Source organism: Rodentibacter ratti, assembly GCF_002000485.1.
GTDB classification, from domain to species: Bacteria; Pseudomonadota; Gammaproteobacteria; order Enterobacterales; family Pasteurellaceae; genus Rodentibacter; species Rodentibacter ratti.
Genome location: NZ_MLAJ01000003.1, coordinates 182,404 through 205,571 on the forward strand (window position 1 = coordinate 182,404; position 23,168 = coordinate 205,571).

The following is a 23,168-nucleotide window of genomic DNA, read 5'->3' on the forward strand; positions in this document are numbered from 1 at the left end:
AAAGTTTAATTTATCCTACTAATCCAATTCACTGAGTAACTCTCAAGATAAACATTTCTCAATTTACGATAGTTTTTATAAATTAAAACCGTTGTTTTCTCTTGCAAAAGATTATTTTGTTTATTCATAAAATTGAAACAATTATTTTATATAAAACAAATGATTTATTGGCTTTATCTTTTTTAATTAATAGGAGTTATTATGAACAGAAGATCTTTTTTAAGTACCGCAGCTTTATTAGGCAGCTCAAGTATATTGACCTCCCCAACATTTGCAAATGAGCCCCAAAAAAGTATTTCTCAAAATGAATTTTTACCGACCGTAGGTACAGGCTATAAATTTGATTATGACGGGCAAGCGCTACGTTATCCCGGGAATTCAATTGTCAGCCATGTTCCTCAAGATACACAGTTTTATAAAAATTTAGTCGAACTTCAAAATGAGATTAAGCAAAGTGAACTTGGCGCATTACATACTTTCTTACCTAAAAATAGTTTTCACATCACTCTATTTAATGGCACAAATGAAAATCCGGCACAGCGAGAAAAAGCCGGTTTTTGGCCACGAGATCTAGCGAAAACAGCCTCAATAGAAGAAGTACATCTACACTATGTACAAAAACTCCAACAATTTAAGCCTGATTTACCTAAAGTCCTAAAATTTGCACCAACCGAATTATGGGGACCTTTTGATAAAGAGATGATTATTTTGGGAGTAGAATTAGTTGAAGGTCGAGAAAAAATTATCCAATTTCGTCAGCAATTAAGTGAATTATTACAAACTACGCGTAATCAACCGGATAAATTCCGCTTTCATATCACCTTAGCATACAACTGGAAAAAATATACACCGGATCAATTAGCCCGTGCTGAAACCCAAAGAAAAATTTGGTCTGACACGTTTAAACAACAAAATCCGTTACTTGAAATAGATACTGTGGAATTTACTATTTTTAACGATATGTTGGCTTATTCCCCATTATTAAAATACCACTTAAATACCTTAATCTAAGCGTATTTAGCAATAAAACGTATAAAAAACTATGGAATGATGACACATAATTTCTCTATGTTGTTCAAATAGTTATATTAGTACGAGAATTTGTAAATCCTATCTCAAGGAACAAATAGTGATGGTCTCACAATCTATATTTGAAAAGTGTAACAAGTTGAAGCCACACGGCTAAAAACAAATGATTTTCTAGCATAGTAAAATCCCAATTGAGCTAACACTCAATTGGGATTTTATCGGCTTTAGTAGGTTAAAAAACTAAATTAACGAAACCGGCACTTTCACCACAAGTTTCTTAATTTTTTCCGCTCTTCCGTTCACTAGGCAACAAGGTTTATGCGGTTCGTAAGGATAGAATACAGCAAACATTTTAGGCGTTAATGTTAGCGTAAATTTATTTTCAATTTCCGATGAGGTAAGCTGATAATCATCAGCCTCATTGTAGGCTTCATACTTTGTTAAATCCGGGTAAGTTGCGCCGACTTCGATGTTTTCCGTTCCACGAATCAGCACTTGTACGTCTAGATAGTCATGGTGCAATTCTGCTTTTTTACTGCTTGCATCTGCAGTTTCCGGTTCCATCACGTTCATATAAATTTGATCGTTAATATCATGACGACCGGTTTCTAAGGTATTGAGGTCTAATGTATTGAGATAATCGCACACTTGTGCAATCACTTTTGGCAAACCCACTTTAAAATTCGGGTTAGTTAGGCTGCTGATAATCATCTTCTCTCCTTATGAATGAATAAAACTCAGGCTATCATAACAAGTTGATGTTATGAAATAAAGTTACCAATCACTTAAAAACATCTGTATAATGTGCAAGTTTTATTTTCTGTATTAGCGTGCGGCTAACAAAAGAAATTTTTTCACAAAAGTGCGGTTAATTTTCTTAAAGATTTCTTTTGCTAGTCGCAATCTGGAAAATAAAGCATTGTTTTTAATATCAAAATCAAAGGAAAACATAGTGAATCCAATTGTTAAACAATTTAAATATGGTCAACACACTGTAACATTAGAAACCGGTGCGATTGCCCGTCAAGCCACTGCCGCTGTGATGGCAAGTATGGACGACACTAGCGTGTTCGTTACCGTTGTGGCGAAAAAAGATGTGAAAGAAGGTCAAGATTTCTTCCCATTAACCGTTAATTATCAAGAGCGCACTTATGCGGCAGGTCGTATTCCGGGTGGATTCTTCAAACGTGAAGGTCGCCCATCCGAAGGCGAAACCTTAATTGCCCGTTTAATCGACCGTCCTATCCGTCCATTATTCCCAGAAGGTTTCTTCAATGAAATCCAAGTTGTGGCGACCGTTGTTTCCGTCAACCCGCAAATCAGCCCGGATTTAGTGGCCATGATTGGTGCGTCTGCCGCATTATCCCTATCCGGTGTACCGTTTAACGGTCCTATCGGTGCGGCACGTGTTGGTTTTATCAACAATCAATTTGTGTTAAATCCAACCATGTCGGAACAAAAACAAAGCCGTTTGGATCTTGTTGTGGCAGGAACGGATAAGGCTGTATTAATGGTGGAATCCGAAGCGGACATTTTAACAGAAGAACAAATGTTATCTGCGGTGGTATTCGGTCATCAACAACAACAAGTGGTGATTGAAGCGATTAAAGAATTTACCGCAGAAGCGGGTAAACCTCGTTGGGATTGGGTTGCACCTGAGCCAAACACCGATTTAATCAATAAAGTAAAAGCCATTGCACAAACCCGTTTAGGTGATGCCTATCGCATTACTGAAAAACAAACCCGCTATGAGCAAATTGATGCGATTAAAGCGGATGTTATCGCACAAATTACCGCAGAAGATGAAGAAATCAGTGAAGGTAAAATCGTTGATATTTTCACCGCACTTGAAAGTCAAATCGTCCGTGGCCGTATCATTGCCGGTGAACCACGCATTGATGGTCGTACAGTTGATACCGTGCGTGCTTTAGATATTTGCACCGGGGTATTACCACGTACTCACGGTTCGGCAATTTTCACCCGTGGCGAAACTCAAGCCTTAGCGGTTGCCACGCTCGGTACTGAACGTGATGCACAAATTATTGATGAATTGACCGGTGAACGTTCCGATCATTTCTTATTCCACTATAATTTCCCTCCATATTCTGTGGGTGAAACCGGTATGATCGGTTCGCCAAAACGTCGTGAAATCGGTCATGGTCGTTTAGCAAAACGTGGTGTGGCTGCTGTCATGCCAACCCTTGCAGAGTTCCCTTATGTTGTGCGTGTAGTATCCGAAATCACTGAATCCAACGGTTCTTCTTCAATGGCATCGGTATGTGGCGCATCATTGGCGTTAATGGATGCAGGTGTGCCAATTAAAGCAGCGGTTGCCGGTATTGCAATGGGCTTGGTGAAAGAAGAAGAAAAATTCGTGGTACTTTCCGATATTCTGGGTGATGAAGATCATCTCGGTGATATGGACTTTAAAGTAGCAGGAACACGTGAAGGTGTGACCGCACTTCAAATGGACATTAAGATTGAAGGGATCACCCCGGAAATTATGCAAATTGCTTTAAATCAAGCGAAAAGTGCCCGTATGCATATTCTTGGTGTGATGGAACAAGCGATTCCGGCACCTCGTGCAGATATTTCTGATTACGCACCACGTATTCATACGATGAAGATCGATCCGAAGAAAATCAAAGATGTAATTGGTAAAGGCGGTGCGACTATCCGTGCACTAACCGAAGAAACCGGAACGTCAATTGATATTGATGACGACGGTACAGTGAAAATTGCCGCAGTTGATAACAACGCTGCGAAAAACGTGATGGTACGTATTGAAGAAATCGTTGCTGAAGTTGAAGCCGGTGCGGTTTATAAAGGTAAAGTTACCCGCTTGGCAGATTTCGGTGCATTCGTTGCTATCGTTGGCAATAAAGAAGGATTGGTTCACATTTCGCAAATCGCAGAAGAGCGTGTAGAAAAAGTGAGTGATTATCTTCAAGTCGGTCAAGAAGTCAGCGTAAAAGTAGTGGAAATTGATCGCCAAGGCCGTATTCGTCTGACAATGAAAGAACTTGCACCAAAACAAGACGCTGAAATAAACCAAGAAGATTCTACTGAAGAAGAACAAGAATAATCTTGGTAACACGATCAAAACTTGACGGTAAATGCCGTCAAGTTTTATAACTTCCAACAAATATTAGTACACAAGAAGAAAGCCAATGCAGTGTTTTCGACTATCTCGCCATTATTTAGCCTATTTATTTGGCTTATGTGCGGTATTGTTTCTTGCCGGCTGTGTCCAGTATAGAGGCGCTTTTGTGTCTAAAAATCATGTAATACTTGCCGAACAAAATCCGAACTTACACTTTGAACAAGAAGTGATGATTGTACGAATTAGCCAAGTATTATTAGTTGGAAAAATGAGTAATGAAGAACATGCCTCGCTGCATTTTGAACGTGGCGTTTTATACGACTCCCTAGGTTTATGGGGACTCGCACGTTATGATTTTACTCAAGCCCTTGCATTACAGCCTAGAATGGCTGCCGTGTATAATTATTTAGGGCTTTATCTATTACTTGAAGAAGATTATGACGGTGCATTGGAAACCTTCAATGCCGTGTTTGAATTAGATCCAAGTTATGACTACACCCACCTTAATCGTGGTTTAAATTTTTATTATGTAGGGCGTTATAATCTTGCCGAACAAGATTTCTTACGGTTCTACCAAACCGATACAACCGATCCTTATCGTGTTTTATGGTTGTATTTGAACGAACAAAAATTAAAACCGCAAGAAGCCCACAAAAACCTTGTCGAACGATCAAAAGGGCTATCAAAGGACTTCTGGGGTACAAATATCGTTCAATACTACTTAGGACATATTTCTTTGGAGGAATTACAGCAACGTGCCAGCGAATTCGCTGAAAATGCACAACAATATGCTGAAATTCTCACAGAAACCTATTTTTATCTAGCAAAACAAAAACTCAATGTAGGGCTGGTTGATGAAGCTGCGGCTTTATTTAAACTGGCTATGGCGAATCAGGTTTATAACTTTGTTGAGTATCGTTTTGCCTCTTTTGAGCTAATGAAACTAAAACCGGCTCAAACAGAACAGGAAAAAGAAGTACAAAGTGCGGTTACAAAAACAGAAAATTTTTAGACCGTACTTTATTCAACAGTTAAACCGAAAGCCCTCTTGAGCTTTCCTTTTTATATTCGAGTATTTTAATGACTGACAAAATCACTTTTAATGACTTAGGCTTACCTGAGTTCATCTTAAAAGCCGTTTCAGACTTAGGTTTTGAAACTCCCTCTCCAATTCAACAAGCCTGTATTCCTCACTTGCTCAACGGTAAAGACGTATTGGGTATGGCACAAACCGGCAGTGGTAAAACAGCGGCTTTCTCATTGCCTTTATTGGCTCAAATCAATACTAAAGCCAAACACCCACAAATGTTAGTAATGGCACCGACACGTGAACTTGCCATTCAAGTAGCGGATGCCTGCGATCAATTTATAAAACATATTCAAGGCATACGTGTTGTAACCCTTTACGGCGGACAACGTTACGATATTCAACTACGCGCATTAAAACAAGGTGCACAAGTGGTGGTGGGAACACCGGGTCGTATTCTTGATCATATTCGTCGGGGTACCTTAGATTTATCCGAACTTCGTTTCATTGTATTGGATGAAGCCGATGAAATGTTGCGTATGGGCTTTATTGACGACGTTGAAACCGTTATGGCTGAATTACCGGAACATCATCAAACCGCGCTTTTCTCTGCCACCATGCCGGAGCCGATTCGTCGTATTACTAAACGCTTTATGAATAATCCTGAAGAGGTAAAAATTAAAGTCAATAATGAGAATGCGCCGGATATTGAACAAAGTTGTTGGTATGTTAATGGTGTACGCAAAAATGAAGCGCTTCTTCGTTTCTTAGAAGTGGAAGATTTTGATGCGGCAATTATCTTTGCCCGCACCAAAACCGGCACATTAGACATTACCGAACTTTTGGAAAAAAACGGTTTCCGTTCCGCCGCACTTAATGGCGATATGACCCAACAACTACGTGAACAGACCCTTGATCGCTTACGTAATGGTAGCCTTGATATTGTTGTCGCCACAGATGTTGCTGCTCGTGGTATTGATATTGAGCGTATCAGTCTTGTAGTGAACTACGATATTCCGCTTGATGCCGAATCTTATGTTCACCGTATTGGCCGTACCGGTCGTGCCGGTCGTTCCGGTCGCGCATTATTATTTGTAGAACCACGCGAGCGTCGCTTACTACGCAATATTGAACACTTGATGAAAAAACCGATTAATGAAGTGGAACTACCGAATCATTTAATATTGCAAGAATGTCGTCGTAAAAAATTCGTGGCGAAAATCACCAAACAACTTGAGCATCATGATTTAGAGCAATATCGCAGTTTATTGGAAGATTTATTTACTGCTGATCAAGATCAAGAAGATATTGCAGCGGCAATGCTTATGTTGCTTCAAGGTAAACAAAAATTAATCCTTCCACCGGATCCACCAATGGAAAAACGCCGCCGTAATGATCGTGGCGAACGCCGTGATAACCCTCGTTCAGCAGAACGTCGTGGCGAGCGCAAAGGCTATGGTAATCCACAACCGATGGATTTATACCGCATTGAAGTCGGCAGAATGGATGGCGTTGAGGTTCGTCATATTGTTGGTGCAATTGCCAATGAAGGGGATATTAATAGTCGTTACATCGGTCACATTAAACTTTACGATGACTACACCACCGTGGAATTACCACAGGGTATGCCAAAAGAATTGCTCCAACAATTCGGCAAAACCCGCGTGCTAAATAAACAAATGAGAATGTCATTCTTAGGTGCGGTGAAATCAGAAGGTCATCGTAATAATGATGATTCCCGAGGTAAACGAAAAGGTCGTGGCAATGATTTTAGTCACGATGATCGCGGGCGTAAATTCAACGAAAAAAACAACCGCTCTTTTAACGAGAAACCGCGAAGAGAACGACGCGGTTAATCCTAATATCGGTAAGGGTAGAGATAGAATATATCCCTACCCTTTCTATTAGGAATAAAGAAATGAAAACATTCATTGCTATTATTCCAAATCAAGACTTAGAAGAAAAATAGCAAGAAGAACAATATAAAAATTGCGCTTGGTTGTTGGAGATTCACATCTATGAAAAATTAAATTATGATAATGAACCAAACTATGATGATAAAGTCGTTTCCAATATGAATAAAACACAGAAATTTATCAATGAAGTCTTTGATTCCATTGATTTTAAATACCATCTACTTGATGAATATGATGATATCAATCAGAAAAAACGTTGGCATCATTCATCGGATATAGATTAGCTATTTGATACGCTTATAAATAGGAACACATATTTGAAAGGTTTATTTTTACGTATTATCGCTGCACTTGCTCTGCTACTTTGGGCGGTTGATATGGTTTTTCCTTGGCAGAAAATAATGCAATCGGAAGAAAATCACTATACTACCATTAAATCACGAGGCAGCCTTATTGTTGGAACAATCAATAATCCTATTTATTATTTGATCGGTCCTGAGGGAGAATCCGGCTTAGAATATGAATTGGCAAAAAATTTTGCTGATTATTTAGGTGTTAAGCTGGAAATTAAAACCCTTGAGAATACAGATGCACTTTTTAATTCTCTCGAAAATAACCAAATTGATTTTGCCGCCGCCAATTTACTCTACCACCCTCGCCGCGCGGAACAATTCCAAATCGGTCCGGCTTATACCTCTGCATCTTGGCAACTGGTCTATAAAAAAGGAGAAAACCGACCAAAAGATTTAAGCCAAATACAACAAGAAATCACGATTGCCGGCGGGGAAGAACTTAATGAGTTATTGACCCAATTTAAGAAAAAATTTCCAGAGTTACAGTGGAAAAACAACAAGCAGCTCACACAAGAAGAATTATTAATTCAAGTTGCAGAAGGGAAAATTCCTTACACTATCGCCAATTCCATTGATGTCGCAACGACACAACAAATCCGCCCCAATCTTGCGATAGCCTTTGATTTAACAGATGAGGCTACCGTCCATTGGTACCTCGCCAATAATTCCTATAATGAACTGCAAGCCAGTTTATTAGATTTTATGAACAATGCTTTAGATACCGGTTTAATTGATCGCATTGAAGAAAAATATTTCCGTCATATTGCTCAATTTGATTATGTCGATAGCCGAGCCTATTTAGATGCTATTGAAAAAATTCTTCCACAATATCAACCGCTCTTTGAAAAATACAAAGGCTCGTTGGACTGGCGTCTATTGGCTGCGATGGCATATCAAGAGTCACACTGGAACCCGGATGCAACGTCGCCTACCGGAGTACGGGGAATGATGATGCTGACGAGAGATACCGCTGAACGAATGAAAATCAGCAATCGAACGGATCCGGAACAAAGTATCAAAGCGGGATCAGATTATTTACACTGGTTATTGACCCAAATACCTGACAGTATCGCCCAAGAAGATCGAATTTGGTATGCCCTTGCCGCCTATAATATGGGATTAGGTCATGTACTGGATGTACGTCGTTTAACAAAAAAATTAGGGGGAAATCCGGATAATTGGCTTGATGTAAAAAATAATTTACCCTTATTGGCAGAAAAACGTCATTATAATACTCTGAAGTATGGCTATGCCCGTGGTTATGAGGCCTACCAATATGTAGAAAATATCCGTCGCTATATGAAAAGCATTGTTAACTATCATCGTGTTCAGGAAAATCAGAACAATAATGATACTGAAACTGAAAATATCATGGAAAACAAACAAGAATAGGAGAGTAAGATGTTAAAACGCAAAACTTTTTTAAAAAAAATAAAATCCCGTGATATCTCCACTTCACGTAACTTACGTTTAAGACGATTAAAACATCGTAAACAAAAGCAATTTGAGCGCCATGCGATGCAATTTGTTATACAAGAAATTTATTGTTAAATAAAAACCGCACGCTTATTTCCAAAAGTGCGGTTGAATTTTAAGGAATTTACAAATAAAAGCCCCGATACTGATATCAGGGCTTTTATTCAATTATTTTGTTGCAGTAGGTACAACCAATTCAGGCTCTTCCGGCTTTTCTACTTTTGCAAACTGTTTATCCTTATTTGCATCAATAATTTGTTGGGTTTGGTTTGCCAAAGTGGCTAATCCCATTTTTTGATAGGCATCACGCATCAAGAATAAACCTTCATAAGTCGCTTGTGCATCAGGATATAATTGCAACATTCCTACTACTCGATTCGCCACCGCAACATCCGCATTACGCTTGGCATAGAATTTCGCAATTTCTAATTCGTGGCGTGCTAAAGAATCTTTAATATAAACCATACGGGCTAAGGCATCTTGTGAATAAGGACTATTAGGAAACGCACGTATTAAACTTTGGAAATTTGAAAATGCGGTTTTTAAAGAAGTCGTTTCACGTGTTGCGCGATCGATTCCAAAGAAATCCTGAATAGCATTATCCGCTGTTGCAACATTCGTTAAACCTGCCATATACACTGCATAATCACGATTCGGGCTTTGCGGGAATTGGTTCAAGAAATTATCTACCGTCACCAATACTGCAGTATATTCTTGCGACTTATAGTTTGCATAAATGAGATCCAACATGGCTTGTTCTTGATATGTGCTTCCCGGGAAACGTTCTGTTGTCGCATTTAAATAACGAATAGCTTCAGAATACCCTCCTTCTTGTAAAGAAGTGGCGCCTTTATTGTAAAGCTCATCTACCGATAATTGCTCAACTTCTTTGTTACCGCTTGAACAACCGATCACAGCAAATACTACAGCAAGCAAAGCCAATGATTTCATTTTACGCATTGTTTTTTCCTTAATTTTTACGAAAACTAATAAATAAGATACAATTAGCTGACATTGTATAGAACATTAATAAATAAGCCAACTTTTTAAACTTATTGAGATAAATTTTTATGCCACAAATAACCCTTTCGGCTGAAGTACAACCTGAACACATCGGACAGCGCTTAGACCAAACCCTTGCCGAGTTGTTCCCTGAATACTCCCGATCACGTCTAAAAACTTGGATTGAAGCAGATCTTGTGAAAATCAACGATCGCATTGCCAATATACCTCGTGAAAAAGTATTCGGCGGTGAACACATCAAAATCACCGTAGAGGTAGAAGATGAAACACGCTTTGAACCTGAGAACATTCCACTTAATATCGTCTATGAAGATGATGATATTATTGTGATTAATAAACCGAAAGATCTTGTTGTTCACCCCGGTGCGGGCAATCCGAACGGCACGGTATTGAATGCCCTGCTTTATCACTATCCGCCAATTGCCGAAGTACCACGGGCAGGTATTGTGCATCGTTTAGATAAAGATACTACCGGTCTAATGGTAGTGGCAAAAACAATTCCCGCCCAAACAAAACTGGTACGTGATTTACAAAAACGAAAAATTACCCGTGAATACGAAGCCGTTGCCTCCGGCATTATGACCAAAGGCGGTTCGGTTGATCAGCCAATGGCACGCCACGCGACTAAACGTACGCTTATGGCGGTTCACCCAATGGGAAAACCGGCGGTAACCCACTACCGTATTATGGAAAATTTTCGCAACTATACCCGCCTACGTTTACGTTTAGAAACGGGAAGAACCCATCAAATTCGTGTACACATGGCACATATTGCCCACCCACTATTAGGCGATCAAACTTATGGCGGTCGCCCTCGTCCGCCCAAAAATGCCAGTGAAAATTTTATGGAAGTCTTGCGTAATTTTAAACGTCAAGCTTTGCACGCCGTCATGTTACGTTTAGCACATCCTATTAGCGGTGAAATGATGGAATGGCACGCTCCTCTACCGGAGGATTTTGTCGAATTGCTTAATGCCCTAAAAGCGGATTATATTGAACACAAAGACAACTTGGATTATTAATATGCAAGCGATTTTTCCAAAATGGCAAGTTCCCTCTAATATTCGCGCTTTTACTACTACACGTGAAGGCGGGATAAGCAAAGCACCCTTTGAAAGTTTTAATTTAGGTGATCATGTGGGCGATGAAAAAAGTGCGGTCAAAACAAACCGCACTTTATTGGTGGAAAAATTCCATTTACCCCATTCCCCGTTATTTCTCACTCAAACCCACAGCACCAATGTCATTCAATTGCCCTACTCCGGTAATAATTTTGAAGCCGATGCGGTTTATACCAATCAACCTCATCAAGTATGCACGGTGATGACCGCCGATTGTTTGCCGGTACTTTTTACAACCAAACAAGGCAATGAAGTTGCTGCGGCTCACGCAGGTTGGCGTGGATTATGCGATGGAATATTGGAAGAAACAGTAAAATGTTTTCAAGCCCGGCCACAAGATATTATTGCTTGGCTCGGCCCTGCCATCGGACCTCGTGCATTTCAGGTGGGAAAAGAGGTGATTGAACAATTTATGTGCGTTGACCCTATTGCAGAGACCGCTTTCATCGCAGATCCATCTCAACAGGGAAAATATTTCGGCAATCTTTATCAGCTCGCTACACAACGCTTAAATAAATTGGGTATTACGGAAATTTCCGGTGGAGACTATTGCACCTTTAATGAAAAAGATCGCTTTTTCTCTTATCGGCGGGAAGGGAAAACCGGCAGAATGGCAAGTGTTATTTGGTTCGATTAGACATTGAGAGGTTTTCATTTAAACCTCACTCTCTCATCAAAAATCCGGGTTATTCTCAAACCAACTCTCTAAAATCAAACAGGCTGAAATGCCATCCACTTTACCCTTTTTCAATGCACGGAAACCGCCACGTTCAAAAATTTCACTCCGCGCTTCCGTTGTTGTAAGACGCTCATCTTGTAACGCCACTTTCACACCAAATCGTCCATTTAAGCGGTTGGCAAATTTCTTTGCTTTTAACGTGAGTTCTTGTTCGGTTCCGTCCATATTGAGTGGCAGCCCAACCACCACCACATCCGGTTTCCACTCTTGTAGGCATTTAGCAATGGCATCCCAATTAGGAATGCCATCTTGTGCTTTAAATGCCGGCAATGCTTGAGCCGTGCCGGTGATACTTTGCCCCACAGCACAGCCGATACTTTTCATCCCAAAATCAAAAGCGAGAGCGGTAATGTTCATTAACTATGCCCTACTTGTGAAGTCGCAAAATTATGCATATTGATGCCGAGCAATTGATTTGCCGCAAGATAGCGCTCTTCGTAAGGGGTATCAAATAAAATCCTATCATTTGACGGCACGACAAGCCACGCATTATCAGCGATTTCTTGTTCTAATTGCCCTGCCGACCAACCGGCACAACCCAATGCCACAAGGTACTTTTCCGGTGCTTGTAAAGAACCGAAGGTATCCACCACATCTGCCGAAGTAGTTAAGCTAAGATCATCGGTGATCTTATAGCTGTGCTGAAAATCAACGAGACTATTTTTATGAACAATAAAGCCACGTTCAGTATGCATTGGACCACCCGCCACCACCATCGCATCATCAAAAGTGCGGTCGTTTTTCATCATAAAATTTAATTTGTTATAAAGCTCCGCAATGCTGAGATCGGTGGGTTGATTAATCACAATTCCCATAGAACCTTGCTCATTATGTTCACAAACAAAAACGACCGTACGGTGAAAATAATCCGCCAGATGTGGCATGGCAATTAAAAGTTGTCCTTGTAAATCCATCATTCACCTAAATCTCCAAAACAAATTTGCAGTGCGCTAATCGCCGCTAAAGAGGCGGTTTCTGTGCGCAACACACGCTTTCCTAATAAAATTTCAGTAAAACCTTGCTGTTCCGTTTGGGCAATTTCATGCGGAGATAATCCGCCTTCAGAACCAATCAACAAGCGTACCCCTTCTTTTGGGATTATTGGCAAGGTTCTAATGGAATATTGGGCTCGGGGATGTAAATTCAACTTTAATGCGCCATCGTTTTCTGCGCACCAATCTTGTAATTTCATCAATGGACGAATTTCCGGGATCACATTTCTGCCACATTGCTCACAGGCAGCAATCGCAATTTTTTGCCATTGTTGGATTTTTTTATCCATGCGATCGCCATCTAATTTCACGCCACAGCGTTCCGACCAAAGCGGTGTAATCACATTCACGCCCAATTCAACGGATTTTTGAATAGTAAATTCCATACGCTCGCCACGAGAAATCACCTGCCCCAAATGAATTTTGAGGTTTGATTCTTTATCGACAAATTCACGCCCTAGAATGTCGACTTTCACCGATTTTTTACCGGCTTCAATAATGCGGGCAGGATAAATGTGGTTACTACCATCAAAAAGTTCAATTTGTTCGCCTTCAGTCATACGGAGCACTCGCCCAACGTGATTTGCCGCCTCATCAGAAAGTTGGCATTGAGTGCGATTTTCAAGAGCTTCGGGGTGATAAATTCGGGGTATGCGCATAATATATTGAAAGAGATAAAGTAAAAAGTGCGGTTGATTTAACCGCACTTTCTTGGGTTAATTAGAAAAACTGTGCGGTAAACGTTCCAGAATCGCACTCCAATAAGTGGCAGAACGCAAATTATGTTTGCGGATGCAATCTACCACAGCATCGGCATTACCTGCTTGGCAAATTTGCTGCAATTCCACATAAAATTGTTTAGTGAGTTCACGATGTTTTTCACAACTAAAAAAGAGTAAACCTATTTTTTGATATACACCTTTTAAACTATTGAAAATTAAACGATAAAAAGGTTTATTTGCCAATACGGTAAATTGACGAAAAACACGATAATCAAATTCAGTATAATCTTCCGCCGTATTTTTTAATTCATTTAAGTCATCAAACAGCATGGCAGATTGCTGAGGGGATTTTTTCACCGCTTCATAAATATAAAATTCCGACATTTTACTACGCAGCGATAGCATATTATCAATAATCAAAGGCGCTGAGCTTTGATCAAGCGTGATTAACGTTTCAATAATGCTCGGACTGGCGGTGTCCCAAATATTGTTTATTTTTGTCGGCTTGCCATGTTGAATAGTCAGCCAACCGTCACGTGCCAAACGCTGCAACACTTCGCGTAATGTCGTGCGGGTTACACCGATTTTCTCCGCAAGATCGCGTTCTGAAGGTAAATGAGTCCCGGCGGGAAACACATCCTCCCAAATACTTTTCACGATATATTCCTCAGCCAGTGCTGCCGGGCTTTGTGCTTTTAAAAGTGTATTTTCTGTATTCATAATCATCAGATGTTAGGAAAAAAACCTAACAAGATCAAAAAAATGTGACTTATTCAACAAATTTTTATTTTCGTTATTATCCTTTAAAGCACTCTATATTACAATGAGCGCATTATAAAAAAACAGGAGCCATTTATGACTTACACACAGGCCTTAATGAAAAATTTTCTTGGTGCAAGCCCGGATTGGTATAAGCTCGCCATCATCATTTTTCTAATTGCCAACCCAATTATTTTCTTTTTTATTAGCCCTTTCCTTGCCGGTTGGGTTTTAGTTGCCGAGTTTATTTTCACACTCGCCATGGCATTAAAATGCTATCCGTTGCAGCCGGGTGGATTACTTGCGATTGAGGCAATTATCATTGGCATGACAAATCCGGCCCATGTAAAAGCTGAAATTATGTCAAATTTTGAAGTTATCTTATTGTTGATGTTTATGGTTGCCGGCATTTATTTTATGAAACAACTCTTGTTGTTTGTGTTTACCCGATTGCTGGTCGCCATTGAATCTAAAATTACCCTTTCTTTAGCCTTCTGTCTCAGCGCCGCATTTTTATCCGCGTTTTTAGATGCGCTAACGGTCGTTGCTGTCATTATTAGTGTCGCTATGGGCTTTTATGGTGTCTATCACAAAGTCGCCTCAGGGAATAAATTAAATGATCTCGTTGACATCACTAACGATGATAAATTAGGCGATAAACGTGCTACATTAGAACAATTCCGTGCATTTTTAAGAAGTTTAATGATGCATGCCGGTGTCGGAACCGCACTCGGCGGTGTGATGACGATGGTGGGTGAACCACAAAATTTAATTATCGCAGAACAAGCAAATTGGAACTTTATTGAATTTTTCTTCCGTATGGCGCCCGTTACCTTGCCTGTTTTAGCCTGTGGTTTGCTCACTTGCTACTTAGTGGAAAAATTTAAATTATTCGGTTATGGCGCAAAACTTCCCCGTAAAGTCTGGGCTGTGTTGGCACGTTTAGATCGTAATAATACACAAAAAATGTCAAAGCAAGAGAAAATGAAGTTATTCTTCCAAGCTCTCATTGCGCTTTGGTTAGTTATTGGTCTCGCTTTCCACTTAGCTGCCGTAGGTTTAATCGGTTTAAGTGTAATCGTCCTCGCCACAGCGTTTACCGGCATTACAAATGAACACATTATCGGTAAGGCTTTCCAAGAATCCTTACCTTTTACCGCATTACTCGTGGTGTTCTTTACCGTCGTTGCCGTGATTATTGATCAAAAACTTTTCTCACCGATTATTCACTATGTGTTATCCGCAAGCGAAAGTACGCAACTTGTTTTATTCTATGCCTTTAACGGCTTACTCTCCGCTATTTCCGATAACGTTTTCGTAGCGACAGTATATATTAACGAGGTTAAAGCAGCGCTCACTAACGGTGTGATTAGCCCACATCAATTCGAATTACTTGCTGTGGCAATCAATACTGGAACAAACTTGCCATCTGTCGCAACGCCAAACGGTCAAGCGGCATTCTTGTTCTTATTAACCTCATCGCTTGCCCCATTAATTCGTCTCTCTTATGGCAGAATGGTTTACATGGCATTACCTTACACCCTTGTGCTATCCTTAGTGGGCTTATTTGCCATTGAATATATTTTACCGGCTGCCACCGTCTGGTTGGCAAATTTAGGACTAATTCAGCCAATTTAAGGAAAACATATGCTCGCATTATTTAAACAATTTTCAGAAAAACGCTCATCGTGGTTATTACTTGCATTTTCAAGTTTAGCCTTAGAATTGACCGCACTTTATTTCCAATACGGTATGGGGTTGCAACCCTGCGTGCTTTGTGTGTATGAGCGTTTGGCAATGAGTGGTTTATTTTTTGCGGGCATTATTGGTTTTCTCGCACCTCGTTCACTAATTGTGCGTTTAATCGCCCTTGCGTTAGGTTTATTTAGTGGCATTAAGGGGCTGATGATTTCCATCCGCCACCTTGATCTCCAAATGAACCCAGCCCCGTGGAAACAATGTGAATTTATCCCGAATTTCCCGGAAACCCTGCCCTTCCACCAATGGCTCCCAAGCATTTTCAACCCAACCGGTTCCTGTGATAACAGTCAGTGGTCGCTCTTCGGTATCACCATGGTGCAATGGTTAGTATTTATCTTTGCAGTATATGTGCTTATCCTTGTGGTCATACTGATTGCTCAGGTGAAGAAAAGCAGAAAGCAGAGAATGTTGTTTAATTAGGAAGTTTAAAGTATTTCTAAATTTGACGTTCCTAAAATTGTTTATTTTGGGAACTCATTAAGATAATGATATTTTATGAACTTAATCTTATTTATAGGCAAAATTTATGCAAAATATAGCACAACGCAATTATGTCATTAGTTTAACTACAGCACAAAAACGCCGAAAGCACATTGAAAATGAATTTGGCAAACAAAATATTCCTTTTGAATTTTTTGATGCTATAACCCTTGAGCAAATTCACCAAAAAGCTAATGAATTAAATATTGATATCTCAAATACTACCTTAACAAAAGGAGAAATTGCCTGTGCATTAAGCCATATTGCTTTATGGCATTTGGCAAAAGATCAAAAATTAGAGTACATCTGTATTTTTGAAGACGATATTTATCTAGGTGAAGATGCCAATAAATTACTTAATATTAATTACTTACCCCCAAATACACATATTTTAAAATTAGAAACAAATAAATATGATCGTTTACCTACAATATTTAAAACAGAAACTAAAATCCTTAATAGAAAATTGTTTAGATTAAAAAAGAGACATGCTGGTGCGGCAGGATATCTTGTAACTTCAAAGGGAATTAACTTCCTTATAGATTGTATCCATCAAGAAAATTTAACTATACCTATTGATGATCTTATATTTGGAAAATATTTAGCAGATGATCATTATCATGTCCTACAAATGACACCGGCTTTATGCATACAAGATTTTATACTGAATAAAGAAATTAAATTTGAAAGCTATTTAGAAAAAGAAAGACAAATCCGATACAAAAGTGAAGAAAGTGAGAAAAAAAGAAAGAAAATAAATTTATTTTTTAAAATATATAGAGAATTAACAAGACCTTTTAGAAAAAAGTTAGATAAAATTTTAAATGCCTATATCCCATTTAAATAAAATAAGAAGTTCTTATTCGCAACATAATTACACCATTAGTTTAACCAAGGTATAAAAACACCGAAAACACATTGAAAATGGGCTTGGTAACCCCATTCCCTTTAAATAAAGTGCGGTCAAAATTGACCGCACTTTTTATATCTCTCAAAAATTTTAATCGCTTTCCACATCGCCCAACAAGGCGGCATATTTCACCGTGTTCGGGCTGGATTCTAAGGCGATTTTTAGTGCCATCGTCAGGGGAACGGAGAGTAACATTCCCACTGTCCCCAACAGCCAGCCCCAAAATAAGAGGGAAAGGAAAACCACTAAAGTGGAAAGCCCAAGACGTTGCCCCATCATTTTGGGTTCAAGAATATTCCCAATCACCATATTGATGACAATCACTCCGGTCGTTACAGCAAAACCAATACCAAAACCATTCAATAATAGAGCCTGTACGATAATAGGAATGGCAGCAATGATCGAACCGATATTCGGAATATAATTGAGTAAGAAACTTAATGTTGCCCACAAAATGGCATATTGCACGCCACAAACCTCCAACAGAATAAACACTGCAATCCCTGTCAACAGGCTTGTGATCGTTTTAATTCCAAGGTAGCCAATCACCCCTTGTAAAATGCGATCAATATGACGCTCTTCCTTTTCCACATCATTCGGTGTAGAGCTTATCACTACAGCAAATTTGTGTTTCATTGTAGGGGCTTCAGAAAGCATAAAAATGACGACAAGCACTAAGACGAACACATTGCTCACCACACCAGAGAAATTAAGTAACACACGACTAACAAAATTCATAATGATACTTGGGTCGAAATGTTCCTGAACGGTCTCTCGTGAAAAAGAGAACGGTAAATTGAAACGTTGCGCCAACGCCATCAGGTCGTTCACTCGTTCGGAAAGCAAAATTTTATATTGAGGAATAGATTGGGTAAACTCCCGTGCGCTGCTATTAATCAATCCCAGCAAAAAGAAGAAAATGAGGGAAATCAAGATAAATAGCAATACCATCGCAAGCCAGTGGGGAATTCGGCGGACGGTCATTACCTTAATAATAGGAGAGCAAATAATAGCAATAAAAAGTGCCAACAAAAACGGCACTACGATTTCAGCTGCTAATTTAACGCCGGCTAAAATAATAATAACGGCGGCAATCCCCAACAAAGTGCGGTATAAATTTACATTATTTTCCACTAAATGGCTTCCTCATTTTCTTCACCGGTACGAATACGGATCACCCGCTCAACATCATAAACAAAAATTTTTCCATCGCCGATTTTGCCGGTTTGGCAGGTTTCAACAATGGTTTCAAGGCATTGTTCGAGTAAATCATCCGGGACGACGATTTCCATTTTCACTTTTGGTAGAAAATCCACCATATATTCTGCCCCACGATAAAGTTCCGTATGCCCTTTTTGGCGACCGAAACCTCGTACTTCGGTCACTGTCATCCCGCTAATGCCGATATCGGAAAGGTTTTCACGTACATCATCTAATTTAAAAGGGCGAATCATTGCTTCAATTTTTTTCATTTTATTTCTCCAAATTTTCCCGTCTTGCCGATTTTGGGCGGAAACTTTCAATCAGCTCAGGGTGGGTATCAATATACACTCCGTTAATGAGCTGTAAACAATAAGGCACAGCGCTGAAAATCCCTTTCACCAGCACGTTGCCTTCTTGGTCTTTCACCCCTTCTAAGGTTTCTTTAATTGCTTTAGGCTGTCCCGGTAGGTTTAAAATCAAGCTTTCTTTGCGAATCACACCAACTTGGCGGGATAAAATCGCCGTAGGAACAAAGTGTAAACTCACTTGACGCATTTGCTCTCCAAAACCGGGCATTTCACGATCAGCAACCGCTAAGGTGGCATCGGGGGTCACATCACGTTTTGCCGGTCCCGTTCCCCCTGTGGTTAACACAAGATGACAACCTTGTTCATCGACCAATTCTTTGAGAGTTTGCTCAATAATGCTTTGTTCGTCAGGAATTAATCGGGTTTCCACATAGAAAGGATCGATTAATGCCTTTTCTAACCAAGTCTGTAATTCGGGGATGCCCTGATCTTGATAAATGCCTGATGAAGCTCTGTCAGACACGGAAACAAGGCCGATTTTTAAAAGTGCGGTCATATTTTTCCTTAAATTTTTGTATCAAATCTTAATGTTTAAAATGGAAATAAAAGTGGAATTAAAAACACACTGACAACCATGACAATCAATGTAAAGGGCACACCAATTTTTAAAAAGTCACTAAATTTATATCCACCCGGCCCCATCACCATCGTATTCACCGGTGAAGATACCGGCGTCATAAAGGCAGCGGAAGCGGCAATGGCAACCACCATAGCAAAAGGAATAGGCGATACTTGAAGCTGTTGGGCTAACGAAATAGCAATAGGCGCAACCAAAATTGCCGTCGCAGTATTGGAAATAAACAATCCGACGACCGCGCAGAAAATAAATAACATCATCAGCACGAGGTGCATTCCCCAATTACCCATCAGCTGTAGCATTCCTTCCACCGCAAGTTGAATCCCGCCGGTTTTTTGTAATGCTGTGGCAAAGGGCATCATACCGATAATCAAAATTAAACTTGGCCAATGAATGGAATCATAAGCACTTTTTGCATCGACACAACGGAAATAGCCCAACATTAAACAACCGATGAGCGCTGCAATCACATTGGGTACAACACCGGATACCATTAATAACACCATCACCAACACGGAAAGGAGGGCTTGCGGTGCTTGGCTTTGTGCTGGTGCAACACGATCCATTTCTTTCGGATAGGTAAGCACCACAAAATCCTTGGTGCGGTTACGCATTTGTTGAATCACTTTCCAATCGCCAATAACGAGAATTAAATCACCAAGTTTATAAGGGGTACCGGAAAAGCTGTCGGAAATCAGCTCGCCATCCCGTTTGATCCCCACCACATTTAATCCATAGCGAGAACGAAATGCCAGCTCTTCTGTGGTTTTATCAATTAATGCAGACCCCGGCACTAAAGCTAACTCTGCCATTCCAATAGATTTCGCCTGCTCATCAAATGATTGAGATTTAATTTCTGCCGGTTCTAAATTATGGGTTTGACAGAACTCCGCTAAATTAAATTCTTGTTGACCAATATCAATCATCAAAATATCTTTTTCGTGAATTTCCGAGGTCGCAAGAGGCATCATATAAGTTGGGCGAAAACGTTTCCAGCGTTCAATCGCCAATACATTCAATCCATAGCTGGAGCGTAAATGTAATTCATCTAAGTTTTTACCGATAAAAGGTGAACCGGTACGCACTACAAAACGTTTAGTACGGTTACGCAGACCGTATTCATCAATCAGCTCCACCATGGAACGTTGATCATTTTCTTGATTTTCTGTCGTAACATTCGCACCAAGCCATCGGCGAGTGAGTAACATATAACCCATGCCTAATAATAAAATCACTAAGCCAATTGGTGTAAAGTCAAAAAAGTGTAAGCGTACGCCGGCATCTTTAATCAACTCAGCATTTACGACTAAGTTCGGTGCAGTGGCGATAAGTGTCATCATACCGCTTATCAAACCCGCCACACTCAACGGCATCATTAAACGTTTTGGGGAAAGATTCATTTGGCGACAAATCATCAATACGACAGGGATGAAAATCGCGACGACTCCGGTGGAACTCATAAACGCCCCTAACCCAGCCACGGCAAGCATCAGTAATACCAAAACTTTAGTTTCACTATTGCCGGCAAGTTTTAAGATCCCTTCACTCACTTGATAAGCCACGCCGGTACGCACTAGCCCTTCACCGATAATGAATAATAAGGCAATCAAAATAATATTCGGGTCACTAAAACCAGCGAAAATCTCATTAGTGGTTAAAATACCGCTCAAATAGAACGCCAACATCACCAAAAGTGCGACCGCATCCATTCTCACTTTATTTCTCACGAATAAAATCACGGCAACCGCTAACAAAGCAAGGGTCCAAAAAAGCGGGCTGACCCAAAGTGCATTGGTAAATATGGTATTCATCTCCTTTCCCTCATCTTTAGCGATTTTCTAATACTTTGCGAACCGGTGCGAAACTACGGCGGTGCTGTGGCAATGCGCCCAATTCGGCTAATTTTTCTAAGTGTAACTTGGTCGGATAGCCTTTATGTTGAGCAAACGCATATTCGGGATATTGACGATCTAAGGCTTCCATTTCCTGATCCCGTGCCACCTTTGCCAGAATGGAAGCCGCACTTATTTCCGCCACTAGACTATCGCCTTTCACAATGGCTTGGGCGGGAATAGTAAGATCTTTTGGAATTTTATTGCCGTCCACCAGCACAAAGTGCGGTTGAACTTTTAAGGATTTTACCGCCCGTGTCATCGCAAGTAAGGAGGCCTGTAAAATATTCAGTTCATCAATTTCTTCCGCTTCCGCACGCCCCAATGACCATGCAAGGGCTTTTTGTTTAATTTCTTCAGCAAGCGCAAGACGTTTTTTTTCCGTCAATTTTTTAGAATCGGCTAAGCCTTCAATGGGATGATTCGGATCTAAAATCACCGCCGCAGTTACTACCGCCCCTACTAAAGGGCCTCGTCCCACTTCATCAACACCGGCAATAAGTTCATAGCCTTGCGGATAGTCAAACATTTTGCTTTTCCTCTAATAAATCAATCACTGCTTGGGCTGCCTGTTTATCCGCATCACATTGGATTTGTTGGTGTAAATCCGTGAAACGTTGAATTAAAACGTGGCGATTTTTAACCGCACTTTCTTCGTCAGATAAATATACCGCCAGTTTTTCAGCAAGTAATGTGGGTTCACAATCTTCTTGAATCATCTCCGGCACGAGCATTTCATTAGCAAGTAAATTTGGTAGGGAAATATAGTCCGTTTTCACTAAGCGTTTTGCTAATAAATAAGTGAGAGGTTTCATTTTATAGCCCACCACCATCGGTGATTTACATAACATTGCCTCAAGAGCAGCGGTGCCGGAAGCCAATAATGTTGCTTGTGCGACCATCAACACTTGGCGTGCATTGCCGTCGATTAGATGTATGGCTAAATCCGGTGCAACTCGTGCCTTAATGGCTTCAAATTGTTGGCGACGCTTTTCATTCACTAAGGGAACAAGAAACTGTAAATCAGGAAATTGCGCCTTCAACAATAAGGCGGTTTTCAAAAAAGGATCAGCTAGAAATTCAACTTCCGAGCCCCGACTTCCTACCAGTATCGCTAAATAACGTTGCGTCGGATCAATATTGAGAAATTGGCACGCCTCAACTCGATTCGGTTTAAGGGGAATCGCATCTGCCATGGTGTGACCAACAAAACGGCAAGGCACGTTAAATTTATCATAAAAGGCTTTTTCAAAAGGCAAAAATGCCAATACTTGGTGGGTGGCTTTGGCGATTTTGTGAATTCGATTCTGACGCCATGCCCACACGGAAGGGCTAACATAATGAATCGTTTTAATGCCGTTGGCTTTGAGTTTTAGCTCAACATCTAAATTAAAATCCGGTGCATCAATACCGATATACACATCGGGCTTTTCATGCAACATGGTTTGAATCACCTTTTTACGGATTTTTAGCAAACGAGGTAAATGTCTCACCACTTCAGCCAATCCCATGACGGAAAGTTCTTCCATATCCACTAAAGTTTCGCAACCTTCGGCTAACATTTTAGGTCCGGCAATACCGATAAAACGGGCATTAGGATAATGGCTTTTCAGCTGGCGAATCAAGCCGGCGCCGAGAATATCACCTGAGATTTCGCCCGCAACCAAGGCGATAGTAAGATTTTCTTTATTCATTAAATTTATCCTAAAAAATAACC

At 40.2% G+C, this 23,168-nt stretch carries 24 protein-coding genes; 12 read left to right on the top strand and 12 right to left on the bottom strand.

What is annotated here, in order from left to right:
• Nucleotides 1-201: 201 nt before the first annotated feature.
• Nucleotides 202-1,011 (top strand): DUF1868 domain-containing protein, encoded by an 810-nt coding sequence (locus BKG94_RS03950; protein ID WP_077434419.1) that lies wholly within the window; start codon nt 202-204, stop codon nt 1,009-1,011.
• Between the two features lie 258 nt (nt 1,012-1,269).
• Here BKG94_RS03950 and nanQ read toward each other — a convergent pair whose 3' ends face one another.
• Nucleotides 1,270-1,740 carry an N-acetylneuraminate anomerase gene (gene nanQ / locus BKG94_RS03955; RefSeq protein ID WP_077434421.1) on the bottom strand — a complete coding sequence of 157 codons (471 nt, stop codon included), beginning with the start codon at nt 1,738-1,740 and terminating at the stop codon, nt 1,270-1,272.
• A gap of 241 nt (nt 1,741-1,981) precedes the next feature.
• Between nanQ and pnp the strand changes: the two genes are divergently transcribed.
• From pnp to BKG94_RS09990, 6 genes are all read left to right on the top strand, one after another.
• Nucleotides 1,982-4,114, top strand: a complete 2,133-nt coding sequence (gene pnp, locus BKG94_RS03960) for a polyribonucleotide nucleotidyltransferase (protein WP_077434423.1) — start codon at nt 1,982-1,984, stop codon at nt 4,112-4,114.
• 85 nt (nt 4,115-4,199) lie between these two features.
• Nucleotides 4,200-5,144 (top strand): lipoprotein NlpI, encoded by a 945-nt coding sequence (gene nlpI / locus BKG94_RS03965; protein ID WP_077434425.1) that lies wholly within the window; start codon nt 4,200-4,202, stop codon nt 5,142-5,144.
• Nucleotides 5,145-5,212: 68 nt separating this feature from the next.
• Nucleotides 5,213-7,015 carry a DEAD/DEAH box helicase gene (locus BKG94_RS03970; protein WP_077434427.1) on the top strand — a complete coding sequence of 601 codons (1,803 nt, stop codon included), beginning with the start codon at nt 5,213-5,215 and terminating at the stop codon, nt 7,013-7,015.
• Nucleotides 7,016-7,233: 218 nt separating this feature from the next.
• Nucleotides 7,234-7,359: a hypothetical protein gene (locus BKG94_RS10080; RefSeq protein ID WP_279626247.1), complete on the top strand. Its 126-nt coding sequence runs from the start codon at nt 7,234-7,236 to the stop codon at nt 7,357-7,359.
• Between the two features lie 33 nt (nt 7,360-7,392).
• Nucleotides 7,393-8,820, top strand: a complete 1,428-nt coding sequence (gene mltF, locus BKG94_RS03980) for a membrane-bound lytic murein transglycosylase MltF (protein WP_077434431.1) — start codon at nt 7,393-7,395, stop codon at nt 8,818-8,820.
• 9 nt (nt 8,821-8,829) lie between these two features.
• A complete protein-coding gene (locus tag BKG94_RS09990) occupies nt 8,830-8,979 on the top strand; it encodes a hypothetical protein (protein ID WP_167377231.1) in 150 nt (49 codons plus the stop codon).
• 93 nt (nt 8,980-9,072) lie between these two features.
• On the opposite strand, the gene BKG94_RS03985 is transcribed toward BKG94_RS09990, so the two are convergent.
• Nucleotides 9,073-9,864, bottom strand: a complete 792-nt coding sequence (locus tag BKG94_RS03985; protein ID WP_077434433.1) for an outer membrane protein assembly factor BamD — start codon at nt 9,862-9,864, stop codon at nt 9,073-9,075.
• A gap of 110 nt (nt 9,865-9,974) precedes the next feature.
• Here BKG94_RS03985 and rluD point away from each other — a divergent pair, with 110 nt between their 5' ends.
• Complete coding sequence (gene rluD / locus BKG94_RS03990; protein ID WP_077434435.1) at nt 9,975-10,949, top strand: 23S rRNA pseudouridine(1911/1915/1917) synthase RluD; 975 nt, start codon at nt 9,975-9,977, stop codon at nt 10,947-10,949.
• Nucleotide 10,950: 1 nt separating this feature from the next.
• The gene (pgeF, locus tag BKG94_RS03995) at nt 10,951-11,685 is read left to right on the top strand and encodes a peptidoglycan editing factor PgeF (protein ID WP_077434437.1); all 735 of its coding nucleotides are present in this window, start codon (nt 10,951-10,953) and stop codon (nt 11,683-11,685) included.
• A 36-nt stretch (nt 11,686-11,721) separates the two neighbouring features.
• Here pgeF and ruvX read toward each other — a convergent pair whose 3' ends face one another.
• Genes ruvX through fadR form a run of 4 tightly spaced genes read right to left on the bottom strand, consistent with a single transcriptional unit; the run spans nt 11,722 to nt 14,221 of the window.
• A complete protein-coding gene (ruvX, locus tag BKG94_RS04000) occupies nt 11,722-12,144 on the bottom strand; it encodes a Holliday junction resolvase RuvX (RefSeq protein WP_077434439.1) in 423 nt (140 codons plus the stop codon).
• Nucleotides 12,144-12,704 (bottom strand): YqgE/AlgH family protein, encoded by a 561-nt coding sequence (locus tag BKG94_RS04005; protein WP_077434441.1) that lies wholly within the window; start codon nt 12,702-12,704, stop codon nt 12,144-12,146. Before BKG94_RS04005 ends, ruvX begins: the two co-directional genes overlap by 1 nt.
• The gene (rsmE, locus tag BKG94_RS04010; RefSeq protein ID WP_077434553.1) at nt 12,701-13,438 is read right to left on the bottom strand and encodes a 16S rRNA (uracil(1498)-N(3))-methyltransferase; all 738 of its coding nucleotides are present in this window, start codon (nt 13,436-13,438) and stop codon (nt 12,701-12,703) included. The genes BKG94_RS04005 and rsmE overlap by 4 nt, the downstream gene beginning before the upstream one ends.
• 57 nt (nt 13,439-13,495) lie before the next feature.
• The gene (fadR, locus tag BKG94_RS04015; protein WP_077434555.1) at nt 13,496-14,221 is read right to left on the bottom strand and encodes a fatty acid metabolism transcriptional regulator FadR; all 726 of its coding nucleotides are present in this window, start codon (nt 14,219-14,221) and stop codon (nt 13,496-13,498) included.
• 135 nt (nt 14,222-14,356) lie between these two features.
• Here fadR and nhaB point away from each other — a divergent pair, with 135 nt between their 5' ends.
• The 3 genes from nhaB (at nt 14,357) to BKG94_RS04030 (ending at nt 17,348) form a co-directional block, all read left to right on the top strand.
• Nucleotides 14,357-15,898, top strand: a complete 1,542-nt coding sequence (nhaB, locus tag BKG94_RS04020; protein WP_077434443.1) for a Na(+)/H(+) antiporter NhaB — start codon at nt 14,357-14,359, stop codon at nt 15,896-15,898.
• A gap of 9 nt (nt 15,899-15,907) precedes the next feature.
• Complete coding sequence (gene dsbB / locus BKG94_RS04025) at nt 15,908-16,441, top strand: disulfide bond formation protein DsbB (protein ID WP_077434445.1); 534 nt, start codon at nt 15,908-15,910, stop codon at nt 16,439-16,441.
• A 106-nt stretch (nt 16,442-16,547) separates the two neighbouring features.
• Entirely contained in the window at nt 16,548-17,348 is an 801-nt protein-coding gene (locus tag BKG94_RS04030) for a glycosyltransferase family 25 protein (RefSeq protein ID WP_077434447.1), read from the top strand.
• 153 nt (nt 17,349-17,501) lie between these two features.
• On the opposite strand, the gene BKG94_RS04035 is transcribed toward BKG94_RS04030, so the two are convergent.
• Genes BKG94_RS04035 through lpxB form a run of 6 tightly spaced genes read right to left on the bottom strand, consistent with a single transcriptional unit; the run spans nt 17,502 to nt 23,145 of the window.
• Complete coding sequence (locus BKG94_RS04035; RefSeq protein ID WP_077434449.1) at nt 17,502-18,545, bottom strand: AI-2E family transporter; 1,044 nt, start codon at nt 18,543-18,545, stop codon at nt 17,502-17,504.
• Nucleotides 18,545-18,883, bottom strand: a complete 339-nt coding sequence (glnB, locus tag BKG94_RS04040) for a nitrogen regulatory protein P-II (RefSeq protein WP_077415422.1) — start codon at nt 18,881-18,883, stop codon at nt 18,545-18,547. Before glnB ends, BKG94_RS04035 begins: the two co-directional genes overlap by 1 nt.
• A 1-nt stretch (nt 18,884) precedes the next feature.
• Nucleotides 18,885-19,478, bottom strand: coding sequence for a molybdopterin adenylyltransferase (mog, locus tag BKG94_RS04045; RefSeq protein ID WP_077434451.1), 594 nt, complete (start codon nt 19,476-19,478; stop codon nt 18,885-18,887).
• Nucleotides 19,479-19,513: 35 nt separating this feature from the next.
• On the bottom strand, nt 19,514-21,370 hold the full coding sequence (locus tag BKG94_RS04050; protein WP_077434453.1) for an SLC13 family permease: 1,857 nt from the start codon (nt 21,368-21,370) through the stop codon (nt 19,514-19,516).
• 16 nt (nt 21,371-21,386) lie between these two features.
• Nucleotides 21,387-21,980 carry a ribonuclease HII gene (rnhB, locus tag BKG94_RS04055; protein WP_077434455.1) on the bottom strand — a complete coding sequence of 198 codons (594 nt, stop codon included), beginning with the start codon at nt 21,978-21,980 and terminating at the stop codon, nt 21,387-21,389.
• Nucleotides 21,973-23,145: a lipid-A-disaccharide synthase gene (gene lpxB / locus BKG94_RS04060; RefSeq protein WP_077434457.1), complete on the bottom strand. Its 1,173-nt coding sequence runs from the start codon at nt 23,143-23,145 to the stop codon at nt 21,973-21,975. Before lpxB ends, rnhB begins: the two co-directional genes overlap by 8 nt.
• Nucleotides 23,146-23,168: the final 23 nt, after the last annotated feature.

What these genes read in the sequence shown, in the direction of transcription:
- BKG94_RS03950 (WP_077434419.1), top strand. Translation starts at nt 202, where the DNA reads ATGAACAGAAGATCTTTTTTAAGTACCGCAGCTTTATTAGGCAGCTCA.
- nanQ (WP_077434421.1), bottom strand. Translation starts at nt 1,740, where the DNA reads ATGATTATCAGCAGCCTAACTAACCCGAATTTTAAAGTGGGTTTGCCA.
- nlpI (WP_077434425.1), top strand. Translation starts at nt 4,200, where the DNA reads ATGCAGTGTTTTCGACTATCTCGCCATTATTTAGCCTATTTATTTGGC.
- BKG94_RS03970 (WP_077434427.1), top strand. Translation starts at nt 5,213, where the DNA reads ATGACTGACAAAATCACTTTTAATGACTTAGGCTTACCTGAGTTCATC.
- BKG94_RS10080 (WP_279626247.1), top strand. Translation starts at nt 7,234, where the DNA reads ATGAATAAAACACAGAAATTTATCAATGAAGTCTTTGATTCCATTGAT.
- BKG94_RS09990 (WP_167377231.1), top strand. Translation starts at nt 8,830, where the DNA reads ATGTTAAAACGCAAAACTTTTTTAAAAAAAATAAAATCCCGTGATATC.
- BKG94_RS03985 (WP_077434433.1), bottom strand. Translation starts at nt 9,864, where the DNA reads ATGCGTAAAATGAAATCATTGGCTTTGCTTGCTGTAGTATTTGCTGTG.
- rluD (WP_077434435.1), top strand. Translation starts at nt 9,975, where the DNA reads ATGCCACAAATAACCCTTTCGGCTGAAGTACAACCTGAACACATCGGA.
- pgeF (WP_077434437.1), top strand. Translation starts at nt 10,951, where the DNA reads ATGCAAGCGATTTTTCCAAAATGGCAAGTTCCCTCTAATATTCGCGCT.
- ruvX (WP_077434439.1), bottom strand. Translation starts at nt 12,144, where the DNA reads ATGAACATTACCGCTCTCGCTTTTGATTTTGGGATGAAAAGTATCGGC.
- BKG94_RS04005 (WP_077434441.1), bottom strand. Translation starts at nt 12,704, where the DNA reads ATGATGGATTTACAAGGACAACTTTTAATTGCCATGCCACATCTGGCG.
- rsmE (WP_077434553.1), bottom strand. Translation starts at nt 13,438, where the DNA reads ATGCGCATACCCCGAATTTATCACCCCGAAGCTCTTGAAAATCGCACT.
- fadR (WP_077434555.1), bottom strand. Translation starts at nt 14,221, where the DNA reads ATGAATACAGAAAATACACTTTTAAAAGCACAAAGCCCGGCAGCACTG.
- nhaB (WP_077434443.1), top strand. Translation starts at nt 14,357, where the DNA reads ATGACTTACACACAGGCCTTAATGAAAAATTTTCTTGGTGCAAGCCCG.
- dsbB (WP_077434445.1), top strand. Translation starts at nt 15,908, where the DNA reads ATGCTCGCATTATTTAAACAATTTTCAGAAAAACGCTCATCGTGGTTA.
- BKG94_RS04030 (WP_077434447.1), top strand. Translation starts at nt 16,548, where the DNA reads ATGCAAAATATAGCACAACGCAATTATGTCATTAGTTTAACTACAGCA.
- glnB (WP_077415422.1), bottom strand. Translation starts at nt 18,883, where the DNA reads ATGAAAAAAATTGAAGCAATGATTCGCCCTTTTAAATTAGATGATGTA.
- mog (WP_077434451.1), bottom strand. Translation starts at nt 19,478, where the DNA reads ATGACCGCACTTTTAAAAATCGGCCTTGTTTCCGTGTCTGACAGAGCT.
- BKG94_RS04050 (WP_077434453.1), bottom strand. Translation starts at nt 21,370, where the DNA reads ATGAATACCATATTTACCAATGCACTTTGGGTCAGCCCGCTTTTTTGG.
- rnhB (WP_077434455.1), bottom strand. Translation starts at nt 21,980, where the DNA reads ATGTTTGACTATCCGCAAGGCTATGAACTTATTGCCGGTGTTGATGAA.
- lpxB (WP_077434457.1), bottom strand. Translation starts at nt 23,145, where the DNA reads ATGAATAAAGAAAATCTTACTATCGCCTTGGTTGCGGGCGAAATCTCA.